The 23,415-nt window shown below is 41.3% G+C and carries 21 protein-coding genes, 1 tRNA gene and 1 pseudogene; 18 read left to right on the forward strand and 5 right to left on the reverse strand.

Annotation, left to right across the window (positions count from 1 at the left end; all coding sequences use genetic code 11):
- Positions 1–26 precede the first annotated feature (26 nt).
- The 3 genes from B5354_RS11760 to B5354_RS11770 all read left to right on the forward strand — a co-directional run bounded on the left by B5354_RS11760 (position 27) and on the right by B5354_RS11770 (position 3,672).
- A complete protein-coding gene (locus B5354_RS11760) occupies positions 27–1,058 on the forward strand; it encodes an ABC transporter permease (RefSeq protein WP_079528961.1) in 1,032 nt (343 codons plus the stop codon).
- A gap of 1 nt (position 1,059) precedes the next feature.
- Positions 1,060–1,710, forward strand: a complete 651-nt coding sequence (locus B5354_RS11765; protein WP_079528962.1) for an ABC transporter ATP-binding protein — start codon at positions 1,060–1,062, stop codon at positions 1,708–1,710.
- Positions 1,711–2,298: 588 nt separating this feature from the next.
- Positions 2,299–3,672: a M28 family peptidase gene (locus tag B5354_RS11770; protein ID WP_079528963.1), complete on the forward strand. Its 1,374-nt coding sequence runs from the start codon at positions 2,299–2,301 to the stop codon at positions 3,670–3,672.
- A gap of 62 nt (positions 3,673–3,734) precedes the next feature.
- Here the strand turns inward: B5354_RS11770 and B5354_RS11775 are convergent, their stop codons facing one another.
- Both B5354_RS11775 and B5354_RS11780 read right to left on the reverse strand, forming a co-directional pair.
- On the reverse strand, positions 3,735–4,196 hold the full coding sequence (locus B5354_RS11775) for a hypothetical protein (RefSeq protein ID WP_079528964.1): 462 nt from the start codon (positions 4,194–4,196) through the stop codon (positions 3,735–3,737).
- A 270-nt stretch (positions 4,197–4,466) separates the two neighbouring features.
- Complete coding sequence (locus B5354_RS11780; protein WP_079528965.1) at positions 4,467–5,504, reverse strand: TDT family transporter; 1,038 nt, start codon at positions 5,502–5,504, stop codon at positions 4,467–4,469.
- A 402-nt stretch (positions 5,505–5,906) separates the two neighbouring features.
- Here B5354_RS11780 and B5354_RS11785 point away from each other — a divergent pair, with 402 nt between their 5' ends.
- The 9 genes from B5354_RS11785 to B5354_RS11825 all read left to right on the forward strand — a co-directional run bounded on the left by B5354_RS11785 (position 5,907) and on the right by B5354_RS11825 (position 14,655).
- On the forward strand, positions 5,907–8,018 hold the full coding sequence (locus tag B5354_RS11785) for a BglG family transcription antiterminator (protein ID WP_079528966.1): 2,112 nt from the start codon (positions 5,907–5,909) through the stop codon (positions 8,016–8,018).
- Between the two features lie 23 nt (positions 8,019–8,041).
- On the forward strand, positions 8,042–8,308 hold the full coding sequence (locus tag B5354_RS11790) for a PTS sugar transporter subunit IIB (RefSeq protein ID WP_079528967.1): 267 nt from the start codon (positions 8,042–8,044) through the stop codon (positions 8,306–8,308).
- Between the two features lie 28 nt (positions 8,309–8,336).
- Positions 8,337–9,704 carry a PTS ascorbate transporter subunit IIC gene (locus B5354_RS11795; RefSeq protein WP_079528968.1) on the forward strand — a complete coding sequence of 456 codons (1,368 nt, stop codon included), beginning with the start codon at positions 8,337–8,339 and terminating at the stop codon, positions 9,702–9,704.
- A gap of 122 nt (positions 9,705–9,826) precedes the next feature.
- Positions 9,827–10,606 (forward strand): TerC family protein, encoded by a 780-nt coding sequence (locus tag B5354_RS11800; RefSeq protein WP_079528969.1) that lies wholly within the window; start codon positions 9,827–9,829, stop codon positions 10,604–10,606.
- Positions 10,607–10,792: 186 nt separating this feature from the next.
- On the forward strand, positions 10,793–11,845 hold the full coding sequence (gene desA / locus B5354_RS11805) for a Delta(5) desaturase DesA (RefSeq protein WP_079528970.1): 1,053 nt from the start codon (positions 10,793–10,795) through the stop codon (positions 11,843–11,845).
- 156 nt (positions 11,846–12,001) lie between these two features.
- Positions 12,002–13,135, forward strand: coding sequence for a sensor histidine kinase (locus B5354_RS11810; protein WP_079528971.1), 1,134 nt, complete (start codon positions 12,002–12,004; stop codon positions 13,133–13,135).
- Positions 13,136–13,735 (forward strand): response regulator transcription factor, encoded by a 600-nt coding sequence (locus B5354_RS11815; RefSeq protein ID WP_079528972.1) that lies wholly within the window; start codon positions 13,136–13,138, stop codon positions 13,733–13,735.
- 137 nt (positions 13,736–13,872) lie between these two features.
- On the forward strand, positions 13,873–14,067 hold the full coding sequence (locus B5354_RS11820) for a hypothetical protein (protein WP_079528973.1): 195 nt from the start codon (positions 13,873–13,875) through the stop codon (positions 14,065–14,067).
- A 126-nt stretch (positions 14,068–14,193) separates the two neighbouring features.
- The gene (locus tag B5354_RS11825) at positions 14,194–14,655 is read left to right on the forward strand and encodes a GNAT family N-acetyltransferase (RefSeq protein WP_079528974.1); all 462 of its coding nucleotides are present in this window, start codon (positions 14,194–14,196) and stop codon (positions 14,653–14,655) included.
- A 93-nt stretch (positions 14,656–14,748) separates the two neighbouring features.
- Here B5354_RS11825 and selA read toward each other — a convergent pair whose 3' ends face one another.
- From selA to selB, 3 genes and pseudogenes are all read right to left on the reverse strand, one after another.
- Positions 14,749–16,152 carry an L-seryl-tRNA(Sec) selenium transferase gene (selA, locus tag B5354_RS11830; protein WP_079528975.1) on the reverse strand — a complete coding sequence of 468 codons (1,404 nt, stop codon included), beginning with the start codon at positions 16,150–16,152 and terminating at the stop codon, positions 14,749–14,751.
- 89 nt (positions 16,153–16,241) lie between these two features.
- Positions 16,242–16,430: pseudogene (locus B5354_RS11835) on the reverse strand (Rdx family protein); the annotation flags it as partial.
- A gap of 47 nt (positions 16,431–16,477) precedes the next feature.
- Positions 16,478–18,382: a selenocysteine-specific translation elongation factor gene (selB, locus tag B5354_RS11840; protein ID WP_079528977.1), complete on the reverse strand. Its 1,905-nt coding sequence runs from the start codon at positions 18,380–18,382 to the stop codon at positions 16,478–16,480.
- 152 nt (positions 18,383–18,534) lie between these two features.
- On the opposite strand from selB, the gene B5354_RS20510 reads away from it, so the two are divergent.
- From B5354_RS20510 to phnC, 6 genes are all read left to right on the forward strand, one after another.
- Positions 18,535–18,631: transfer RNA gene (locus B5354_RS20510), tRNA-Sec, on the forward strand.
- 91 nt (positions 18,632–18,722) lie between these two features.
- On the forward strand, positions 18,723–19,721 hold the full coding sequence (locus B5354_RS11850) for a glycosyltransferase (protein WP_245804764.1): 999 nt from the start codon (positions 18,723–18,725) through the stop codon (positions 19,719–19,721).
- Positions 19,722–19,769: 48 nt separating this feature from the next.
- Positions 19,770–20,819, forward strand: a complete 1,050-nt coding sequence (selD, locus tag B5354_RS11855) for a selenide, water dikinase SelD (RefSeq protein ID WP_176142473.1) — start codon at positions 19,770–19,772, stop codon at positions 20,817–20,819.
- 80 nt (positions 20,820–20,899) lie between these two features.
- Positions 20,900–21,808: a phosphate/phosphite/phosphonate ABC transporter substrate-binding protein gene (phnD, locus tag B5354_RS11860; protein ID WP_079528980.1), complete on the forward strand. Its 909-nt coding sequence runs from the start codon at positions 20,900–20,902 to the stop codon at positions 21,806–21,808.
- 11 nt (positions 21,809–21,819) lie between these two features.
- Complete coding sequence (phnE, locus tag B5354_RS11865) at positions 21,820–22,575, forward strand: phosphonate ABC transporter, permease protein PhnE (RefSeq protein ID WP_079528981.1); 756 nt, start codon at positions 21,820–21,822, stop codon at positions 22,573–22,575.
- Positions 22,576–22,637: 62 nt separating this feature from the next.
- Entirely contained in the window at positions 22,638–23,393 is a 756-nt protein-coding gene (phnC, locus tag B5354_RS11870) for a phosphonate ABC transporter ATP-binding protein (protein WP_079528982.1), read from the forward strand.
- The last annotated feature ends 22 nt before the right edge of the window (positions 23,394–23,415 follow it).

A 23,415-nucleotide genomic window follows, 5' to 3' on the forward strand; every position in this document is an offset into this window, starting at 1 on the left:
GTTATGAAAAGGAAGGTGACTTTTTTATGTTTCTAGCATGGAAAGAAATGCGCTATGCGAAACTCAGATATGTATTAATTATCGGCATTATTACGCTTATTACAGCCCTTGTTCTCTCGATCTCAGGACTTGCCAATGGCCTGGCTGTCGATAATGCCTCAGCCATAAAAAATATGCCAACTGAGACTTATGTGGTTGAGGCTGATGACAAACACCAGCTGGAACGATCACAACTGACCGAAGCGGATGTTGAAGCCATTCAAGGTGGTTCCCCGCTCGGCATGCAGATGGTCGAAATTACGCACAATGGTGAACCTTTGAACATCAGCTTATTTGCCTTCGATCAATCGAGTAAATTCATGCCCGCATCCAACGATGTTGCTCATTTAGAACCCTACGAAGTGCTGGCAGACCCCAGCCTCAAGCAACAGGGACTAACGATAGGTGATTCATTCCGTTACAACGACACAACCTGGACAGTGAAAGGCTTTACGGACGAACGATACAGCTACGGACATACACCCGCACTGATCACGGGATTAAACACCTGGCATTCACTAACCGACACGTATCAGGCAGTCTTGTTTTCAGAAAAGGATACAGCCATCGATCCTCCCTCATCACTCGACGTTGTCCAAAAAGGAGATATCCTATCTAATGTCCCTGGCTATTCAGCTGAACAAGGATCATTGACGATGATGGTAACATTTTTACTCATCATTGCAGCTATCGTCCTTGCCACCTTTTTCTATGTGATGACCTTGCAGAAGCTTCATCAATACGGTGTGCTGAAAGCGATCGGAACTAAAGTACGAATCCTGCTTGGTGCACTTTTTGCTCAAATATCTTTATTGTCAGTGCTTGGAATTGCTGCAGGTGTCGCTCTTACCTATGGGTTAACCGTAGTTATCCCAGGCGGCGTACCGTTTGAGTTGTCGGTTGGAATGATTTTGTTCAATAGTGGACTCATTTTAATAATGGCTTGGATTGGATCTCTTTTATCCTTTAGAAGCATCGTTTCCGTTGATCCGCTAGAAGCTATCGGGAGTGTGAAATAATATGAAGAACATCTTAGAACTGGAGAATATAAATAAGAAATATGAACAGGGAAGCGAAACCATTACAGTATTGGATGATGTGTCTATGAGTGTGAAGCCAGGTGAATTCGGGGCCATTTTAGGACCGTCGGGATCTGGTAAAAGTACACTGTTGTCGATCATAGGAGCGTTAACAAACCCCACAGCCGGCGAAGTGAGATTAAACGGGCGAAATGTCCATTACCTTTCAAAAAAGGAACAAACCAATTTGCGCCTTGAGGAAATTGGCTTTATTTTTCAAGGTGCGAACTTAGTTCCTTTCCTTACCGTGGAAGAGCAACTGCAGCTCATTGGAAAACTCATTCATCAGAAAAATCAAATCACAAAATATGCGGAAGACTTGCTGGCACACCTTGGATTAACCGACCGCAGCAGTCATTACCCTGAGCAGCTATCAGGAGGAGAACAACAGAGAGTCGCTATCGCTCGTGCTTTGATGAACCAGCCTAACCTTATTCTGGCAGATGAACCGACCGCAAGCCTCGACCGTGATCGAGGGAAATCAGTCGTCAACTTGCTTGCTAATGAAACAAGGAAACGTAACATCGCTGCCATTATGGTGACCCATGATGAAGCCATGATTGAGAATTGTGATTGGGTTTACCAGATGTAAATTTCTTGATGATGAATCAAAAATTCAAAAGAAGAGGCTGGGACATAATTGAATATCTAAAGTAAAAAGACGAACGAAGTGCTGTTTAAGCGGAGAAAATATACGGAGAATCCCGCGGGAGGAAAGACCTAGGTGAGACCTCGCAGTGCGTCAGCACAAGAAGGCAGTAAAAGGAAGTTCGACTAAGTTCGGCACGTCCTGTGCCAACGTCGAACGACCCCACGTCGTTTGGGGCCGCGGAAAGCGAAGTATATTTTCGCAGCGGTTATATGCACCAATTACAGTTTTACTTACGTTCGGATTTTCAATTGATAAAAATACTTTTGTCCCAACCTCTTTTTCTTAACTTGTCCTTAACCACAAAAATGATCCATAAGTAACATCATCTTCGTTCCCGCTTCTATTATGTAAAGTTTTCCAAATCTATTGTCTTACCTATTCGACATATCCTTATGAACCTCTACAACCAAATTTAGGAAAAATTACACACGTCCAGGCTGAACCCTCTCTTTTCATGGATTTGCCAAATTTTGAAAAAATGGAATAATGACAGTAATAGATGTTCCATTACATAAAGGAGGAGTTACGGTGTCACGAAAAATACTTACGTTTGTATTAGCTGCCGGGCTGGTAGCAAGTTCAGTACCTTTAACGGCAACTGCTGATAACCACACACCCAACGAGAATGCTGATCACGCTTTTGACAACAAGGTGATTAAAAAAATTGATGCGGACCGAATGTACAACCATATTGCCTTACTTTCGGAAAACCCACGCGAAGCAGGCACACAGGGCGAATATAAAGCTGTTCAATACATTAAGAATGAATTCGAGAGTTATGGATACGATACGGAATTACAGCCTTTTACATTCCAAGAATGGGATGGAGGCACCTCCACTCTCTCATTTAACGATCAGGCGTTTTCAGGTGATCCTCATACGTTCAATGGTTCTGTAAATGCCAGTGTACAAGCCCCTCTTGAGTATGTAGGTTTAGGGTCTTCTGAAGAAGTGGGAAGCGATGTCGAGGGGAAAATAGCGTTAATCGAAAGAGGATCTTATACTTTTTATGACAAAGTACAAAATGTAATGGATAAAGGTGCTGTCGGTGTCATCATGTTTAATGGCGAGAACCAATCAGGGAACCACTTCGGCTATACTTATGATGAACAAGACATCCCAGCTGTCGCGATTACCCGGGAAGCAGGTCTCAAACTTGTCGAAAGGTTGAAAACGGAACAGGTAACCACAACCTTAACTGTGAAAAATGCAGGAACGATCGATAAAACGTCATACAATGTGATTGCAACGAAAGAACCTCATAAGAAAAAAGATAACGGCCAGATTGTGATGATCGGGTCACACCATGACTCTGTAGCAGGCGGGCCGGGAGCCAATGATGATGCATCAGGTGTATCCGCCGTTTTAGAACTTGCCAAAATTATGGCTAAAACGCCAACAGACACAGAACTTCGTTTTATGACATTCGGAGCGGAGGAAAAGGGCCTTGTCGGTTCTTATCACTATGCGAATTCCCTTAGTCAAGAAGAAGTCGATCGCACGGTAGCCCAGTTCCAAATGGATATGGTGGGAAGCCGTGATGCAGGCGACTTAATCATGTTTACACCTGATGGACAGAAGAACCTTGTTACAGACTTAGGCGCTGCAGCCGGAGCCAGAGTTGCAGAAGTCGTGGAATACGGCCAGCTCGGACGAAGCGACCATGTTCCATTCTTCCAGCGTGGGATTCCAGCAGCTCTATTCATTCATGCACCACTTGAACCATGGTATCATTCTCCACAAGATACTTTAGATAAAATTAGTAAAGAAAAACTTAAAGAAACAACGGAAATTGTCGGCGCCGCTGTTTATCAAATTGCTCGGCCAAATACACCCGCACTGGAAAATGCCGAGGTAGCACCCGGACCCGTTCATTATGAATTCGATGACCGGCCTCTATAACAATTAACGAGCCAATCTTCCTGCTTGGGAGATTGGCTTTTCACATGACAAAAGGGTGGATATTATTCACTACCCACCCACTTCCTTACTATGATTTTTATTAGAAATCCGATTGTCACTCCAGGAACCACAGAAAGGATAGGCAGCCAGATCGGTCCCCACAACACTCCTAGAACTCTTGTCCCTGAAAACATTAATCCGACCGTAACAAAGTATGCTGCAAATACAAAGGGGAAAAAGGAGAAGGACGTTCTGCCGCCTCCCGCATCCTTATAGGCATCCCACATTGCAAAAAAGTATAAACAAGGATAGAACATCAGCCACCCGTAATTGGCTTGCTCTATCGCCTGTTGAATTTGGCCGCGGAAACTTAACAGAATCACTTGGTTAAAATTAGCTTGCACATTAATGATAAACTCAAGGGCTATGAAGAGAATCCCCTTTACATATTTTCCATTTAGCAGTTGACCAAACCCAGGCAAGGCAATACTCCAGAATAGTTTTTCAATAGAATTTTTCCCCATTCATAAGCATCCTCCCTCGTCATTCATTCCCCTTCTTATAATCCCCCTCCATTACATATCTTATAACTTAGCCAATAAAGACAAGTCGTTACACAACTGTGAGTCTCAAGAGTATGTTCAGATTAAAACTCCCGTCGCTATCCCCAAACCATACTGACGATACAATTCAAGATATTTATAGTCTGCTGCAACCTAGAAAGATTTATTCTCAGGTTTAACCCATATTAAAAAGGCCCTTGTATAAGGACCCTAAGTCAAATAATTGGAAGTTTAAATCGCCTTTTCTTTTATTTTTTCATTAAAAATATCCCACTTTGAATCAGCCCAGAGGACCATTTCTATGATGAGAGCAATTAAGACAATCCATGCCCAAATGGCTAAAAATGACTCGTGGAAATTATACATAGCATTCATATAATGGGGATTATGATGCATCGTCATAGAAAAGGCGTAGAACATACCAAATGTAAAGTTTCTGGACCATTGACTAATATTGTACGTAAACAAACCTTTTCTCCAGCCTAATTGGCGAATTCGCTTTACCGCCCGTATTAATTCCACCGATTCCACTACAATAAGAAGGAGAAACACAACTAACCAAAAGATCATCAAAAACACGGAAGTCCCGATATTAGCAGAGACAAGAGCCAGGCCTGTAATGGATAGTGCCCCATGAATGATACAATTCGTATTCGTCCAATGATCAGCTAACGTCCATTCCACTTCATTTCCATAACGAACAACAATTAACACTACACCGCACATATAAAAAATAAACCCAAGCCCAATCACTACACTAATTAAGGACTGCGGCATAAAAGGATACAAGTTAATCCAGGCAATGACAACCGACTGGGTAGCCACTGTTGATAATAGCACAACACCATGAATAGCATGCTTCGTAGGACGAGCCATTAATTCTTTAAAATTTAAGGCGCAGCTTAGGAGAAAAACGACCCATAGTAGAGTGTTCACAGCTGCGATCGTTTGCACGACAAGGATCGTTGCGGGGTAATACTTCTCAATCACATTACATAGGACTGATACCCCTGCGATCCACGTTCCCATCGTAAAAGAGTTTATCGGGTTCCTCAAAAAAGGAATCAAGAAACGCCGATCAAAAAACTGCCTCGTCAAACCCTGATAAATGGTAATCCCTACTACTCCAAGTCCTGCTGCAAGTATCCCTCCAAGCACTTGATGTAAAAAAGGAAAAGCATTGATGGGGGCAAACAAGAAGATCCCGACCGCCATGACAATTGCCCCAGATGCCGGATTTATTGTTTTAAAATTATTTCTGCGAACCATGACCGTTACACCCGCTTCTGTCTTTAATCCATTTCTATATTATACGCCTTTTTTCACAAGGAAAAAAGCTGTATTCTTTCCCAGGTTATAACGCGAGCTATCTCTTGTGTTTATCAGCGCTCACTCTTCGAAAAGGCCAAATTGGCCTTTTCACCATCGTTCGCCCTACCTTCCACAATAGGATGCCTGACTTAGAGATGTTCTAAAGAATATTTCCCCATAATCCTAAAAGGTTCAAGAGTTCATTTTTGCAAATTTGACTAATACAAATTTTGAACAATGAAATCACTTACATATTTGGGTTAAAGGCATTACAATAACAGCATACGATGATCATCTATTTACCTAAAGTATAATTTTGCAAATTTAAAATAGGAAATTACCGGTAAAGGGGAGAATTCCATGGTCCTGGATAAAAGGCGTGCACACTTGTTATCCATCATTCGACAATCCACGACTCCCATTCCAACTAAAAATTTGGTTGATAAACTGAAAGTGTCTCAAAGAACCATTTATTATGATCTTGATCATATAAATAGCTGGCTTGATGACCAGGGGTTGGATCCAATTGAAAATAAGCATGGCAAGGGAGTTTTTCTACCTGAAACTTCTAAAAACAAAATTATCATTTCTAACGAAGAAAGTTTTGATGTTTGGCAATACCAACTATCCAAGCCTGAACGCGAACTCATCATTAAAGCTAAAATCTTATTAGAAGAAGACAATGCTTCCATGAAAACATTCATGGAAATTACAGGGATGAGCCGGGGAACTATAGCTAAGGCTCTTCGGATTATCAAACAAGAGTTTGAGCAGCACGGATTAATTCTGCATTATAAAAAAGCGGAGGGCTACCATCTGACTGGAGCAGAGGAAGTAAAGAGAAAAATACTTTCAGATCTCTTGTCGACCATATTCTCAAATGAGGAGTGGCATAATGCCCGTCATGAGATTTATAAGATGGTTCAGCCCGATTCTAACGACTCTTCTCAAAAAACAGATCGAAGAGACAATGTAAAGAGCCTGCTGTATGAGGCAGAAAAAGAAATGGGTTTAACACTCACAGATGAGATGGTTGAAATGCTGTCTCTGCAAATTTTGATTATCACTCGACGAATTCAGTCAGAGAGTTTTATCCATGTAGACCCAGAGGAAAAAGGAATCCTGAAGCAAACAGAAGCCTACCAAGCTTCTTTGCTTATCACTCAAAAACTTGAATATTTATGGAATTTATTATTCCCAGACGATGAAGTTTGTTTCATTACGATGAACATTCTGGGGTCGAAGGTACAACATGACGACTTTAGTAGATATACCAAACAAGAAATGACGGGACTAAGACACGTTGTTCAACGTATGATCTCGGATTTTCAAACCTATTCCTGTGTGATCTTTGACGATAGGAAAGGACTCGAAGAGAATCTGATCTCCCATATTAAACCAACTTACTATCGTTTGAAATACGGCGTACAGATTGCAAATGAGCTCGCAGATAGTATTCAGGAGAACTACCAGGATATTTACCACTTAACGAAGCGTGTCATGATGCACTTAGAATATTATGTCGGTGAACCAATTCCAGACGAAGAAGTCGCCTATATCACCCTACACTTTGGCGGCTGGCTTACAAAAGAAAAGAAGAAAGTAGAAACGAAATTCAAAGCCATTATAGTCTGTGAAAATGGGATAGGTACTTCTAACATGCTGAAATCTCAATTAGAAAATTTAATTGCAGGACTGGATGTAACAGCCACGCTTTCTATGAGGGAGTATCAGTCAGGCCACTATCAGTCGGATATTATATTTTCTACAAACTTTATTAAACCGAAGGACACCCCTGTTATACATGTTCCAGCTATTTTGACGAATCTGGAAAAGGAGCATGTCATGCAGAGGATGAATGAGCTTTTCTATTCTAAAGGTCTCCCTAAAAATTCAACTGATCATTTAATGGATGTTATAGAACTTCATGCAACTGTACATGAAAAAGATGGACTTAGGAGAGCTTTACACCAGTTATTGGATAACAAAACCCCCGGGACAAAGGAGTTACGAAAACCAATGCTCAACGAATTATTAACAGATCAGACCATTCAATTTAAAGACTCTGTGGCGAATTGGGAAGAAGCAATTACCTTTGCTGCTCAACCATTGATTGATCAGCATTCCATACACTCCCATTATGTTGATGCAATGATTGAAAATGTAAAGGAGTTAGGACCTTATATCGTAATTGCTCCAAGAATTGCAATTCCACATGCCCGCCCAGAAACAGGTGTGGAACGTTTAGGGATGAGCTTACTTCGGCTGAAAGAACCCGTCTATTTTTCCGAAAAAGAAAAACATTTCGCACAGTTGATTATTGTACTGGCAGCAATCGATAACCAAACTCATCTGAAAGCACTAGCACAGCTCACAGAAGTTTTATCAAATGAAGAAAATGTTGATCATTTAATTGCAGCGAATGACAGCGATAGTGTAATTCAGTTAATCAATCAATATGTTCAAGCGTAAAAAATAAAAGGAGGAATTTGAAAATGAAAAAAGTATTAGTGGTATGCGGAAATGGATTAGGAAGCAGCATGATCGTTGAAATGAACGTAAAGGCAGCATTACAAGACATGGGTAAGGAGGCTGATGTATCTCATACTGACCTCACAACAGCCAAAACGGAACAAGCTGACTTATTTTTAGGTTCAGAGGACATTGTTGAAAGCCTTGAAGATGGAAACAAAAATGTGGTCAAGCTCAAAAACTTAATGGATAAGAACGAACTCCGCGAGGCATTAGAAAACAATTTGTAATCAAATTTGTACTAAAGGGGCGCTATAAATGGTTGATTTAATCATGAAAGATATCTTAGGTACTCCCGCCATCCTAGTCGGTCTATTCGCATTAATAGGACTGCTTGTTCAACGCAAGAACTCAGGAGATGTCGTTTCAGGAACACTTAAAACAGTGATGGGTTTCGTCATTCTTAATGCAGGTGCTAATGTACTCGTTCAATCCCTGGGTCAATTCAGCAGTATGTTTGATGAAGCATTCGCTGTCGAAGGCGTCATTCCAAATAATGAGGCAATCGTCGCCCTAGCACAAGAAAACTTTGGAACAGAGACGGCAATGATTATGCTCTTCGGTATGATCGTTAATATTCTCTTAGCGCGATTCAGTCCTTTCAAATATATCTTCCTAACGGGACATCATACAATGTTTATGGCATGTCTAATTGCCGTTATCTTAACGACGGGCGGATTTTCCGGAGCCTCTATAATCATTCTGGGTTCCATTATTTTAGGAGCTTTAATGGTGCTTTCACCAGCTATGCTTCAGCCTTTCACACGTAAAGTGACAGGTTCTGATGATTTTGCAGTTGGACATTTCGGCTCTATTGGATATTTTGTATCAGCAGTTGTTGGAAAATCAGTAGGGAAAGACTCTAAATCTACAGAGGAAATTAAGGTTCCAAAATCGTTAGGATTCTTACGTGATACATCAGTATCCGTATCCTTAACAATGGTTATCCTATTTTTCGTAGTTGCAGGGTTTGCAGGACCTTCATTCGTTGAAACAGAATTAAGCGGAGGGCAAAACTTCCTTGTGTTTGCTTTTATGCAAGGTCTTACTTTCGCAGCAGGGGTGTATATTATTCTAGCTGGTGTTCGTATGCTATTAGGGGAAATTGTACCGGCCTTTAAAGGAATTGCCGATAAAGTTGTCCCTAATGCTAAACCTGCTCTTGATGCCCCGGCTATCTTTCCCTTTGCTGGAAACGCTGTGATTATTGGGTTTCTATGCAGCTTTATTGCAGGACTTATTAGTATGCTATTCCTCCCACTATTAGGGTTAAGCGTAATTGTTCCCGGGCTGGTTCCTCACTTCTTCACAGGTGCGGCAGCGGGAGTCTTCGGAAATGCAACAGGAGGACGGCGAGGAGCTGTTTTTGGTTCCATGGCAAATGGTATCATGATTAGTTTCTTACCAGCATTATTACTTCCTGTACTTGGTTCCCTCGGTTTCCAAGGAACAACCTTTGGAGATGCTGACTTTGGTGTCGTAGGTATTGTACTCGGCAATATCATTCGATTAATTGAGTCAAACTTGATTGTTGGTCTCGCTATACTAGGATTACTTGTTCTCTTATTTTTATTAGGTTGGAAAACCAAAGCAAATGATAATAAGAATGACGTCAATGCAGCTTAGATGGAATTGAGGAGATTCGGACCCTGTTCAGGATTCGAAATCTCCTTCTTTAATAGAGTGTTTATACCATTTTCCAGAAGGGAAAAGTTCATCATGTCTAAAGAGTAGAAAGGTGGCTTCCAATGGAATTATGGCTTGAATACGGATGGGCACTTCTCGTAATCATTGCTCTCGAAGGGCTGCTATCCGCTGATAACGCCCTAGTCATGGGGGTGCTCGTTAAAAACCTCCCGGAGAAAAAACGAAAAAAAGCATTATTCTATGGAATCTTCGGGGCGTATATTTTTAGATTCGCGGCCTTATTTGCTATATCCTTCGTGGTGAATATATGGCAAATCCAAGCAATTGGGGCAGCTTACTTAATATATTTAGGTGTCAAAAATGTGGTACAGAAGAAGAAAGAGGATCAAGAGAATTCTAAATCCAATTCGCATTTCGATAGCAGTCAAAGTCTGTGGAAGGTTATTGCTAAAGTAGAGTTTACAGATATCGCTTTTGCTATCGATTCGATTCTTGCAGCCGTAGCTATCGCAGTGGCCCTGCCAAACACACCGCTCCCAGGATTTGGAGGTATGGATGGCGGGAAGTTCTTAGTTGTTTTCATTGGGATGGCTATTGGACTGGCTTTCATTCGTTTCGCTGCAAACCACGTTGTTAAATATATGAAGAAATATCCCGTGTTAGAAAAGGCCGCATTCATTATTGTGGCATGGGTAGGAGTGAAACTTGCTATTCATACTTTGGGTCACCCTGATGTTCAATGGGGATTGATACCAGAAGGATTCACCCATCACACATGGTGGAAAATCACTTTTTGGGGTGTAATGGCTCTGATTGTCATTATTGCAATTATATTTTCCAAAAAGGGATCGAATAAAGAGGGAGAGGCTAGTACTTCCTAGTTATCATTTAAATCAAACAAATTTACAAAGTGTCTGACCTACTATTAGGGGCAGACACTTTTTCTCTATACATGACATTTGTCATATATCTTACCTGACGTTTATGTCTTACAATACTCCTTTGTTTTTTCTATGATTAATGGAGATTAATATAATTAAAAGTTTGTACCACTAAGGAGTAATCCCATGAGTATGCAAAAACAGAAAGAGTTAAAAAAGAATGTAGCCTCTTTTGCTAAACCAGATACGATAGCCGGAGTCCGTCAATTGATTAACACCCTCCTGCCTTTTTTCTTACTCTGGTTTCTTGCCTATCAGAGTTTGGCCGTCTCCCTTTGGCTGGCGATTCCGATTGCCATGATAGCCGGAGTATTCGTCATTAGAATCTTTATCATTTTTCATGATTGTACACACCAGTCATTTTTTAAAAATAAAAAAGCCAATCGCGTGATTGGCACCATTACCGGAATCCTTACTCTGTTCCCTTTCGAGAAATGGAAACGAGATCATTCCATTCACCACGCAACGAGTAGTAACTTAGATAAACGCGGTACGGGTGATGTTTGGGTAATGACAGTAGACGAATATGTTGCCGCAACGTTCTGGGGTCGACTGGCCTATCGTCTCTACCGCAATCCAATTGTGATGTTTGGGTTAGGACCGATCTATCTGTTCTTGATCTCAAACCGCTTTAATCGTAAAGGAGCGAAACGTAAGGAGCGACTGAACACGTATGTAACGAATGCATCAGTAGCTATCCTTTACAGCCTTTTAATTTGGGCAATTGGATGGCAGGCGTTTCTAATCATCCAAGTTCCGATCCTTTATGTATCAGGTACACTTGGAATCTGGCTGTTTTATGTTCAGCACCAATTCGAAGATTCTTATTTTGAAGAAGAAGACCAATGGGATTTTGTTAAAGCAGCTGTTGACGGAAGCTCCTACTACAAGCTTCCGAAAATCCTGCAATGGGTGTCAGGGAGTATCGGGTTCCACCATGTTCACCATTTAAGTCCTAGAGTTCCTAATTATAAATTGGAAGAGGCCCATGATGCCACGCCTCCTCTTCAAAAAGCTACAACGATTACACTTCTTTCTAGTTTGAAATCGATTCGGTTTCGTCTATATGATACAAACAACAAAACATTTATCAGCTTTAAAGAGGTTAAACCTCTTCTGCGAAACCCAAAGTCAGGAAATACGCTCCCAAATAAACAACCTAGTTTGCAAGAAAAATAAGATCCATGCGAAAATCCCATCCCCCACGTACTGGATGGGATTTTTCGTTGTTTATATAAAGGCTCACTATGTAGTAACATGAGTATAATAGATCGAGCATCATTGGTGTACTATTGTGGGAAGCACCTTCTATTGAAAACACTGGAGGAGACAGTTATGCAGCATTGGTATCACATTATCCCGAAAAACACGGGGTTAAGTTCGTATATTTGGATTATTTTCTGCGGACTGCCTTTCTTTTTCATTTTCCGATCGTCATCCATGGTCGAATTTATTTTTGGCATTTTTATGATCCTATTATTTTTCCTTTCCTATCGTCTATCTTTTATTTCAAATAGCGGAATTGTTTATTTATGGGTTAGCATTGAAATGGCCATCAGTATGATTATGACGATGTTTTTCGGCTACATTTACTTTTCATTGTTTATTGCCTTTTTTATCGGAAATATCAAAAGTAAAGCCGGCTTTCTTACGTTATACGTCATTCATCTTGTTACTACAATTGCGGTAACTACACTTGTCTTTTTTACAAAAAGCACAGTACTATCTGCTCAATTACCTTTTATCATTATTAGTGTGATCGGTGTGATCCTGCTTCCTTTCACGATATACAACCGTAACAAGCGGTTAAAGCTGGAAGGTCAATTAGAGGATGCTAATAAGCGTATTTCCCAATTAAGAGTTATTGAGGAAAGAGAGCGCATTGCTCGGGACCTGCATGATACTTTAGGCCAGAAACTTTCTCTCATAGGATTAAAAAGTGATTTGGCCGGTAAATTAGTAGAGGCCAAACCTGACGCAGCAAGAAATGAAATTCACGATATCCACCAGACGGCACGGACAGCGCTAAAAGAAGTACGAGAGATGGTTTCCAACATGAAAGGAGCCAAACTTGAAGATGAAATGATCCGTGTGCAACAGATTTTAGAAGCTGCACAAATAGAATTTCATGTTGAAGGGGACCCAGAGCTTACTCACACCCCTTTATTAGTTGAAAACGTACTAAGTATGAGTCTGAAGGAAGCCGTAACCAACGTGGTTAAACACAGTAAGGCTACTTCCTGCAGCGTGACAGTTACACAAAACCCCAAGGAAACAGTGATTGCTGTCAAAGACAATGGCGTAGGGGTTTCAACTAAGAAAAGCGGTTCTAAGGGGCATGGACTTCAAGGGATGAAAGAGCGTCTTGAATTTGTAAATGGCAGCCTGGAGTTGTCATCATCAAATGGAACAACGCTTCATATTCGTGTTCCTAACGTTATTAAACAAACTAAACAGGAGGGGTTGTAATTGATTCGCATTGTTATTGCCGAAGACCAGCAAATGCTGTTAGGGGCTCTAGGCTCTCTTCTGGATCTAGAAGAAAATATGCAAATTGTAGGAATGGCCAAGAACGGTGAGGAAGCATGTACTCTAGTAAAAAAACACAACCCCGATATCTGTATTATGGACATAGAAATGCCATTAAAGAGTGGCCTTGATGCCGCAGAAGAACTGAAAGAGCACCCTTGTAAAGTAATTATTTTAACCACCTTTGCCCGTGCAGGGTATTTTTCTCGAGCTCGACAGGCCGGTGTCAGTGGTTATCTATTAAAAGACAGCCCCAGTGAGGAACTGGCAAACTCTATTCGAATCATAATGGAAGGTAAACGTATTTTTGCCCCAGAGCTGGTTGATATGGCGTTTGGTGATGAAAATCCATTAACTGAACGTGAAAAGCAAGTCATTCAACTGATGGCTGATGGCAAAAATACAAAGGAAATTTCGAGTCAGCTTTATATTACACCTGGTACTGTACGGAATTATATTTCGGTCATTCTTGATAAGCTTGAGGTAAGTAATCGAATTGAAGCCATTTCTCGTTTTAAGGAAAAAGGATGGTTTAAATAATTTTTCTGAGAAAACTTCAGAGTTCATTAGCTCTTTAGCTGTACACTAATTCACACATATTTAGTATGTTTGCTTTGCTTTAGTGGAGGGAAGGTATCCATTTAAGAGAAGTTTGCTATGCACTGGAGGATTTCATCATGATTGTTTCAGGTACCATTCGTTACAACCATAATCATGTAGATTTTGAGGTGAAGCTCCCTCATGAAGAGGTGAGTAATGAATCTAACCCTGACCCTGAATCTAAAAAAGCCATTATCGACGCAGTTAATCGAAAGTACCGGGTGAAATATCCCTCTACAAGTACGTTAGATTCTTTGCGTATCAGAAATTAAAGGTTCCTGTTTATAAGCCTGTTTGGTGTTTCGATTGAAGCACTTCAAACAGGCATTTTTCTTGTCCATTCCCCTCAAAAATGAGTAGATAATAGAAAATACATATCTGAAAAGGAGCGCGTAAAAGTGAAGGAAATCATTGAAGCAAAAACAGAGGATGCACGAGAGATCCTGCGCATACAGCAGCTAGCATACAGAAGTGAAGCTGAACTTTATAACGACTATAATATCCAACCATTACAACAAACTCTATCAAGTGTCGAACAAGATTTTGAGAACAATTTCATTTTAAAATATGTACTCGATGGCAAAATTGTCGGTTCAGTCAGGGCTTTGGAGGAGAATGGAACGTGCCACATCGGTAAGTTAATGGTCGATCCAGAATTTCAGGGAAGAGGAATTGCTAAAGAGTTGATGCATGAAATGGAAAGCTTGTATAGCAATGTTCGCTTTGAGCTGTTTACAGGAAGTAAAAGCACCAAAAATATAACTTTATATGAAAGATTGGGATATTCAGGTTATAAAACCGAGCAATTACCACGTGAAGACACCGTATTTCTGTTTATGGAAAAAACTCCGGTAAGATAAAATGGAACCCCCCTTCCACCTCAGGTCATCCAGAAACTGGATGACCTGAGGTGGAAATAAAGTGGAAATGAATAGAATGTGCAAAATTTAGGTTTATTTCTCTATAGCAGCGAATCCTTCGATAAGCTCTGACATTTCTTCTTCTACAATGGTTCGAAAGTCAACACATACTCGTTCATTTTGAATTCGAGTAACGATGACAGGTGTATGTGCTCTTAATTTAGCGGCCAGTTCGTGAGCAGAAAGAGAATCATGCTGGAGAGCGGCGATAAAGGTAGGAAGATGGACACCAGGCATTGTTCCCCCTCCTACTTGGGACGTGCTTTCTCGAATATCTACTTGATAGGAGGATGTTCTCGCTTGAAGCTCATTAAAAAAAACTTCCGCTTGCTTTCTTATTTCCTCAGCCTTCCTTGTAACATCCCGCACGGTCGGGAGTTCATTGGTCGCCGAATTTCCTGATACATAGGCCTTTAACGTTTGCTCTAATGCAGCAAACGTCATTTTATCTACCCGCAAAACCCTCGCTAATTGGTGTTTTTTCAACTTTTGAATGATGTCTTTCTTTCCTGCGATAATTCCTGCCTGTGGTCCACCTAACAATTTATCGCCACTAAAAGAAATCACATCAACACCCGAGTTCATCACTTCCTTCACAACAGGTTCGTCACCTATTCCGTGCTCTTTAAAGTCAAAAAGCGAACCGCTTCCTAAATCCTCATAGAAAACGAAGTCATGCTCATCTTTTAAGGCCAATATATCTTCAGTAGCTACACTTTCTGTAAAACCAACTGTCGTAAAATTACTCGTGTGAACTTTCATAATCATTGCCGTTTCTTCATGTATGGCTTCTTCATAATCGAACAAATGGGTTTTATTCGTTGTGCCTACTTCTACCAAGCGAGCCCCGCTCTCTTCCATAATCGAGGAGACACGAAATGATCCGCCGATTTCCACGAGCTGGCCGCGGGAAACAATGACTTCCCGTTCTTTAGCTAACGCACTTAATACGAGGAAGACGGCAGCAGCATTGTTATTTACCACCATGGCCGCCTCTGCCCCCGTTACCTCTTTGAGCAAATCTTCAATAATATCATGCCGAGATCCTCGCTTGCCTGCCTCTACCTGATATTCGAGATTAGAATAATTACGAGCTACGTCCGCTACATGCTGCACCGCCTTTTCACTAAGTCGGGATCGACCTAAGTTCGTATGTAACACTGTACCCGTCCCATTGATAACCCGTGTCAAACGATCCTTCGTCCATTGATCTGCTCTTTTTTCGACATTACGAAAAATAACGTTCTCCATATCCTCATTAAAGAATTCTTCTGACAAATGGCCGTCTAATACCTTTTGTCTTATGTCATTAATTTCTTGTTGAACAAATGCTGTCATTTGTTCCTTCGTTATGGCAAAAGAAGATAGAAGGCTCTCAAACCGTTCATCCTTTTGCAATTCGTGAACAGGCGGCAACTGCCTTAAATAGTGATTCATATTTTTCTGGCCTCCAGTAAACATTCCCGAGAACCAAAATCTAAAAAAAGATGCCCCAAACTAGTCTTCATGAGGCACCTTGTTGACGGTTATGCTTGCTTCTCCATCATTTCTATCATTTGATTAACTTCAGGATATTCTTTCGTTTCAAGCTTTGAATGAATCTTTTCGCCATTAACGGTAATTTCAAAAGCCCCACCCGAACTTGGGATCAGCTCCATTGAAGTAATGTCAGTGCGAAAATGAGTAAACAATTGTTCCGCAAAACTTGCGGCTTTTGGTGAGTAGTTTCACTGCATGCAAAATTCTATCGTAACCTTGTAACTCATGATTTTCCCTCCATCCATTTTCGTTCATTATCTTGACGGGTTGTTATTTTCAACTGATCAAGCAGTTCTAAAAATGGGATTAAATATTTCCTCGATACATCGAGAGTATCTTTTGCTTCTTTTAAATCGAAGGTCTCTCCCGTTTGCCGCTTCAATTTTGATAAAGCCGCGTCGAGTGCTGATCGATGGATAAGCCTATCATCCAGAATTCGAAAAGCTTGTTTGGTTTGCACAAGATACACAGCAAACTCGTTTGCATCATGCTTCGAGAACGGGGTATTAGTTAGATAATCCTCCCACTTCTTTACGGTCAGCCCATCTTTTTTAAGGCTGTGGATCACCTCAAGCATTCTTTGTTTCCATTGTTTAGGCAAATGCGGATGAAACTCTGCCGAGGAAACAAATTGGTCTTTCTTTTCCAGGTTACCCTTTTTAACTAATTGATCTAAACTATACTCAACCAACACCTTTGAGTACATTCCGCTTAACATTTGGAGAATCTCTGCCTTACTAATGCCTAATCTCATAGGGTAATCCTGATGATAGTTTTCAAGCTGGGATATGATTTCGTCTTTAACCTTATTAAATGTTTTCGTTACCCCATATGTTTGCCTATTAACCTCGAATAAATACCCCTCTTCCAACCCTTCAGCAACCGTACGCTTTACAACATGTTCATCAAGCGACGTATACTGGATCAGCTGTTTCACATCTAGTAAAGTATGCGTGCTTAGTACATCCTCAATTAAATCTTCAGGGGTGCTTTGCTTCTTGTTTTGCAGCCTATCAATGGTTGCTTTGCCAAAACGATATTTGCCGCCCTCAGGCTGAATGACCCAGCCTCCTCCGATCGTTTCTACAGGAGTCGGCCGCCTCAAGATGAAACGATCGCCGCGTCGAACAACCACTTCTTCATCCAGTTGAATTTGGCAGAGAACTTCTCCATCCGTCTGTTTCACTTCATTTCTGTCAAAGAATACAATTCTCCCCATAACCTCTGACGTTCCTACATGAATTTTGACCGGCATGCGTTGTTTAACCGGAACACGCAATGCCTCTACAAACTGAAGAGCCACATCAATCGTTTTTGTTACGAGGAAGTGATCTGAGGCGACTAGCACATCTCCGCGATGAACGTCCTCTTTATCCACTCCACTAAGGTTGATTGCCGTTCTCTGTCCAGCTCGCGCCACGTTCTGGTCTTCATGATGAACCTGTATTTGTCGAGCTCTTACCTTGTGATCCTTAGGAAGCAGCCTTAATTGACTTCCCTGTTGAACAATCCCTTCATAGATCGTCCCCCTGACAATTGTACCTTGTCCCTGTACGGTAAAGACTTGATCAACGGGCAGCCGAAATGAGCCGTAAGCATCCCGACTCTCGACCAATTTTAATTCACTGATAATCTTTTGATTCAGGTTATCTATCCCTTTACCTGAAATACCATCCACATAAACGAAAGGAGCTTTATGAAAAATTGTCCCTGTAAGCCCATCTTTAATGTCTTCAGTGACGAACTCCAACATCTCATCGTCCACACGATCCACTTTTGATATAGCCACAATACAATGCTCAATACCAAGGAACTCCAGTATTTCTAAATGCTCTTTTGTCTGCGGCATAACTCCTTCATCTGCTGCAATCACGAGTACGACTAGATCAATACCAGCAACACCCGCAATCATTTGCCGGATAAACCGCTCGTGTCCCGGAACATCAACGATTGAAATGTTTATCCCCTCTTCAATTCGTAAGGGAGCATAGCCAAGTTCGATCGAAATACTCCGTTCCTTTTCTTCCTTTAAACGGTCTGTGTCTATGTGACTTAATGCTTTGGTCAATGTCGTTTTTCCATGGTCAATATGCCCTGCCATGCCAATCGTAAAATACGTGTCACTCATCTGCGTCACCCGTTTCTGTATTTACCTAATAATTCTATCTTAATAAGGAACGCCCACGGGTTCAAGTTCTTCGATTTGTGTTACCAATTCCTGCACCCTCAGACCATTTTCTTGAATTCTAAAGGGATCTCTATGTATAATGTGGTTTATATGGGGTTGGATGGGTGACTGGTGTTCCCCTGGGTCTTCAAAACCCTGAGGGAGGCGCGTGCCGTCTCCGGTGGGTTCGATTCCCACACAGTCCCGCCATACATAACAAAATGGATCGTCACGCAGGCGATCTTTTTTTATGATCTAAGGAAAGATAAAAGAGGACTGATTTTCTTCAAAAGACTAAAGGATGATACACGTGAAAATCTTGCTGGCATCGCCAAATTTTCATCAACCCCGGGGCAACACCGTAACCGTTCAGAGAATTGCCAACAGTTTAGAGAAACTAGCCATTGATACAGAGATCATTTCAACAACCGAGAAGGAATGGACAACCCTCCCGACAGCTGATCTTGTCCACGGCTTCCACGCTTATCACTTTTACAAGTTTATGCAAAAATTAGACCATAAACCGGATCCGTATATGGTGACGATTACGGGCACTGATCTTAATCATGATTTGTTTGATGAAAAAAAGCGGAAAGATGTGTTTGCATCATTAAGAGGGGCTGAGGCCATCCACGTATTTGATGACAAAGCAAAAAGCATTATCATTAATGAATTACCAGAAATAGAGGATAAAATTTTTACCATTGCCCAAGGAAACAGTGATTTTCCTGGCGAGACTCCTCCTGTCGAGAAAGCAGAAGACACATTTCTGTTTGTGCTGCCGGCAGGAATTAGAAAGGTTAAAAATGTGCCTGCGGCTATTCATATGATGCAGGAACTTCACGATAAGTTTCCGAGGGTGAGGCTTTGGCTAGTTGGGCCGATAATTGAGGAGGAAGAAGGGAAAACTGTACAAGAACTCGTTTGCCAATATGATTGGGTTCAATACTTGGGCCAAGTACCTCACTCAACTATGGGCTCCATTTATCAACGTGCAGATGTCGTGATCAACACTTCCCACTCAGAAGGCCAGCCATCTTCCCTTATAGAAGCAATGGGATATAGTCTTCCTGTTTTAGTCTCGAACAATCCGGGGAACCAAAGTATTGTCTCACATCTAGAAACGGGTTTTGTTTATAACGACCCAAACGAATTCCTTGATTATAGTGAGCAAATCATTAATAATAACGAGATAAAACAAAAGATTGGGCAGCAAGCTAAACAGTATATTATCAAACATCATTCAAACACAAATGAAGCTAACGCTTTCGTGAAAATTTATAAAAATATTATCGAATAGAGCAACATGCCCATCTTTGTTCACTTATATGGGAAAGGAGCGTGTACAATGGCTGGACAAGAAAACGTAAAACTAACTTCTTTATCTAGTAAAGGTGGCTGAGGCTGCAAAATTGGTCCTGAAGACCTGACGCAAGTTTTGCGTCACTTACCAAAATCTGTAGCTGATCCTAATTTACTTGTTGGACTTGAAACATCCGATGACGCAGGCGTATATAAAATAAATGAGGAAACGGCCTTAGTTCAAACTTTAGACTATTTCACTCCTATAGTAGATGACCCATATATGTTTGGCCAAATTGGAGCAGCTAATGCACTTAGTGATGTTTACGCAATGGGCGGAAAGCCGATCACTGTCATGAACATCGTTGGATTCCCTATCAACACGTTAGATAAAAGTATTTTAGCTGATATTCTGGCTGGAGCTGCTGACAAAGTAAGAGAATCTGGAGCCGTCTTAGTCGGTGGACACTCTATAGACGATCAGGAACCAAAGTTTGGTCTATCCGTTACCGGAACCGTTCATCCAGAACGTGTACGGGCCAATGCTGGGGCTCAGCCAGGCGACCGTCTTATTTTAACCAAGCCGATCGGTGTAGGGATTTTAACTACTGCCATAAAGAAAGATTTACTGAACAATGATGAATTGAATGAAGTGATGAACGTCATGGCAGAGTTAAACAAAAAAGCTGCCGAGAGCATGGAAGGCTATACTGTACATGCTTGTACAGATGTTACTGGTTTTGGACTGCTCGGCCACACGCTTGAAATCGCCAAAGGAAGCCGGGTTGGAGTCACTGTCTCAAGTAAGGATGTTCCTGTTTTGTCCAAGACAAGAGAGCTTGCTGAACAAAATATCATCCCCGGCGGTACTCGGAAGAATCACCAATGGCTTGCTGAGAGTATTGATTATGAGCCATCTGTCAGTGAAATCGATCAGCTGATTCTTTGTGATGCTGTAACATCCGGCGGTCTCCTTATTTCCGTACCTGAAGGCGAAGCTGAATCATTACAACAAGAATTAAAAGATAACCACGTCCAGTCCGCCATTATTGGGGAAGTGACTAGTGAAAAAAAAGGAAGAATCCATGTTATTTAAAATAAGGACTCACATCGAGTCCTTATTTTAAAATGCAGAATTTCAATCAGAACTTATTTCTACTTAGTGAGGTGAACAGAATGAAAAAATGGATTATGGCAGTTCTCTTAATTAGTCTAGTGCTGCTCATAACCGCATGTGGTGAGAACAGCGACCAAACCAGCCAAGATCAATCTGAAGAAAATCAGTCTGGAAAGACCTTTACGATCGGTGTTATTCCTGCCCAGACAGAAGGGGCAATGGATAATGCTATGAATAAGCTTCAATCCCTGTTAAATGAGAAATTAAATCGTGAGGTAAATATTGAAGTTTACCCCGACTATAACGGTGTCGTGGAAGCCATGAACTACGATAAAATTGATATGGCTTATCTAGGGCCGTTAACGTATGTCATTGCCCATGAAAAGAGCGGTGCAAAGGCCATTATTACTCAACTAATTGACGGAGAGCCTTTTTACCATTCCTATATCATCACACATAGCGACCATCCATGGAATTCCTTAGATGAAATGCTGCAAAATCCTGAAGAAGTCGCCTTTGCCTTTGGTGACCCAAATTCAACATCTGGCTCCTTAATCCCATCTATTGAATTAGAGCAGCGAGGGGTTTATCAAAGCATGGAAAAAAATCAATTTAAATCTGTTCGTTACACAGGTTCGCATGATGCATCTGCTCTAGCTGTCCAAAACAAGCAAGTAGACGCTGCTGCTATAGATAGCGCCATTTTCCATCAGTTGGTTGAATCAGGGAAAATAAACGATAAACAGCTCCGAGTCATTTGGGAATCCGACAAGATCTTCCAATACCCTTGGGCTGTCCATAAGAATACAGATCAAGAAACGATCAAGAAGCTCCAAGAAGCTTTTCTCTCCATAGAGGATCAAGAGATTCTTGACGCATTCGGTGCCACTGGTTTTACTAAAGCAAGCAATGACGATTATAAGAACATCAGGCAAGCTGCCCTTAAACAAGGAATTATTGAAGAGTAGAGTTGATCATCATGTGGTTTAAAAAACGCAACATCCTAACCATTATACTTCTTAGTATATTTATTTATTTCAGTATGAAGCTGACAGAATTTGATATTACCAAATTTAGAGACTTCCGTAATATGATTGATTTCATGGCACAATGGTTTCCGATTAACTTTTCGAACCTATCTGGAATAGTAATGGATACATTGCAAACCTTAGCTATGGCATTTCTAGGTAGTTTATTGGGTTTATTAATTGCCTTGCCTATAAGCTTCATAGCGGCCCGTAACACATCACCCTCTCCTATTATTTATCACTTTTGGCGGGTATTCTTAAGTTTCATTCGGTCTATACCTGAAATTGTGTTTGGACTGATTTTATTGACAGCGCTTGGACTGGGACCTTTCCCCGCTGTTATTGCTATCATGCTTCATAACATCGGTGTATTAGGGAAGCTCATTTCAGAATTAATCGAAGCCGCTGACCCTGGTCCCCAGGAAGCTATGAAGGCCGTGGGAGCAAAGGGGTGGATTGTTTCACTCTTCAGCATCTTGCCGCAAATTTGGCCTAATGTGTTATCCCATTATTTCTACCGATTTGAAGTCGCCATCCGCACGTCACTCATTTTAGGGTTTATTGGCGGTGGAGGGATTGGTCAACGTTTATTTAACGATTTTAAGACCTTTCAATACCAATCCGTTTCCCTTGATGTGCTGATCATCATGATTATGGTGATCATCGTTGATTTCTTTGGAGGGTACATTAGAAACAAGGTTATTTAAAGAATTACCTGCTCATTATGATAGTTAGATGGGTACGGTCTATTTAGAGAGGAGGCCGGCTAATGATTGAGATGAATAACGTTTCCGTCCGCTATCCAGGAGCTAAGCATGATGCACTTTCAGATATTGATCTAACCTTTGAAAAAGGAGACTTTATCTGCATCCTTGGTAAGAGCGGCGCTGGGAAGTCTACGTTCATTCGTTGCATAAATGGATTACAGGAGCTTACACAGGGTGAAGTTAAGTTAGATGGAAAGCAGATATCCAATATGAGTGAAGAACAATTGCGTCAGGTAAGGTTGGAAATGGGGATGGTTTTTCAACATTTTAACCTGATCCCGCGCATGAGCGTCATCCAAAATGTCTTAACCGGAATCTTTGGATACCGCAGTAATGTTAAGAACCTGCTCGGGCTATTTTCAGCTGACGAACTAGAACAAGCCAAACGTGTCATTTCCGAAGTCGGACTCTCTGACATGATGGACCGAAGGGTAGAACGATTAAGCGGCGGCCAGAAACAAAGGGTAGGTATTGCTCGTGCGATCGTGCAGCGGCCAAGAATTTTACTAGGGGATGAGCCTGTAGCCAGTCTGGATCCTGGCACATCTAATCACATTTTCACATTGCTGAAAGAGATGCATCAACGGCTTGGTTTACTCACCATCATAAACGTACATGATATTGGCCTGGCCAAGCGGTATGCGACAAGGCTTTTAGCACTTAAAGATGGGAAGCTTATTTTCGATGGCAATCCTGAGGAATTTACTGAGAGTTACTATGAGGAAACATACGAATCACCAGATAACCTTTTAACATGATAACGATTTATACAAAAGGAGG

Source organism: Halobacillus hunanensis, assembly GCF_900166655.1.
In the GTDB taxonomy this organism is placed as follows: domain Bacteria; phylum Bacillota; class Bacilli; order Bacillales; family Halobacillaceae; genus Halobacillus_A; species Halobacillus_A hunanensis.

Excerpts from the sequence above, each read along its gene's own strand:
- desA (WP_079528970.1), top strand. The coding sequence starts at position 10,793 with ATGAGTATGCAAAAACAGAAAGAGTTAAAAAAGAATGTAGCCTCTTTT.
- B5354_RS11760 (WP_079528961.1), top strand. The coding sequence starts at position 27 with ATGTTTCTAGCATGGAAAGAAATGCGCTATGCGAAACTCAGATATGTA.
- selB (WP_079528977.1), bottom strand. The coding sequence starts at position 18,382 with ATGAGTGACACGTATTTTACGATTGGCATGGCAGGGCATATTGACCAT.
- phnE (WP_079528981.1), top strand. The coding sequence starts at position 21,820 with ATGTGGTTTAAAAAACGCAACATCCTAACCATTATACTTCTTAGTATA.
- phnD (WP_079528980.1), top strand. The coding sequence starts at position 20,900 with ATGAAAAAATGGATTATGGCAGTTCTCTTAATTAGTCTAGTGCTGCTC.
- B5354_RS11785 (WP_079528966.1), top strand. The coding sequence starts at position 5,907 with ATGGTCCTGGATAAAAGGCGTGCACACTTGTTATCCATCATTCGACAA.
- B5354_RS11775 (WP_079528964.1), bottom strand. The coding sequence starts at position 4,196 with ATGGGGAAAAATTCTATTGAAAAACTATTCTGGAGTATTGCCTTGCCT.
- B5354_RS11780 (WP_079528965.1), bottom strand. The coding sequence starts at position 5,504 with ATGGTTCGCAGAAATAATTTTAAAACAATAAATCCGGCATCTGGGGCA.
- B5354_RS11795 (WP_079528968.1), top strand. The coding sequence starts at position 8,337 with ATGGTTGATTTAATCATGAAAGATATCTTAGGTACTCCCGCCATCCTA.
- B5354_RS11800 (WP_079528969.1), top strand. The coding sequence starts at position 9,827 with ATGGAATTATGGCTTGAATACGGATGGGCACTTCTCGTAATCATTGCT.
- B5354_RS11810 (WP_079528971.1), top strand. The coding sequence starts at position 12,002 with ATGCAGCATTGGTATCACATTATCCCGAAAAACACGGGGTTAAGTTCG.
- B5354_RS11790 (WP_079528967.1), top strand. The coding sequence starts at position 8,042 with ATGAAAAAAGTATTAGTGGTATGCGGAAATGGATTAGGAAGCAGCATG.
- phnC (WP_079528982.1), top strand. The coding sequence starts at position 22,638 with ATGATTGAGATGAATAACGTTTCCGTCCGCTATCCAGGAGCTAAGCAT.
- selA (WP_079528975.1), bottom strand. The coding sequence starts at position 16,152 with ATGAATCACTATTTAAGGCAGTTGCCGCCTGTTCACGAATTGCAAAAG.
- B5354_RS11850 (WP_245804764.1), top strand. The coding sequence starts at position 18,723 with ATGATACACGTGAAAATCTTGCTGGCATCGCCAAATTTTCATCAACCC.
- B5354_RS11820 (WP_079528973.1), top strand. The coding sequence starts at position 13,873 with ATGATTGTTTCAGGTACCATTCGTTACAACCATAATCATGTAGATTTT.
- B5354_RS11765 (WP_079528962.1), top strand. The coding sequence starts at position 1,060 with ATGAAGAACATCTTAGAACTGGAGAATATAAATAAGAAATATGAACAG.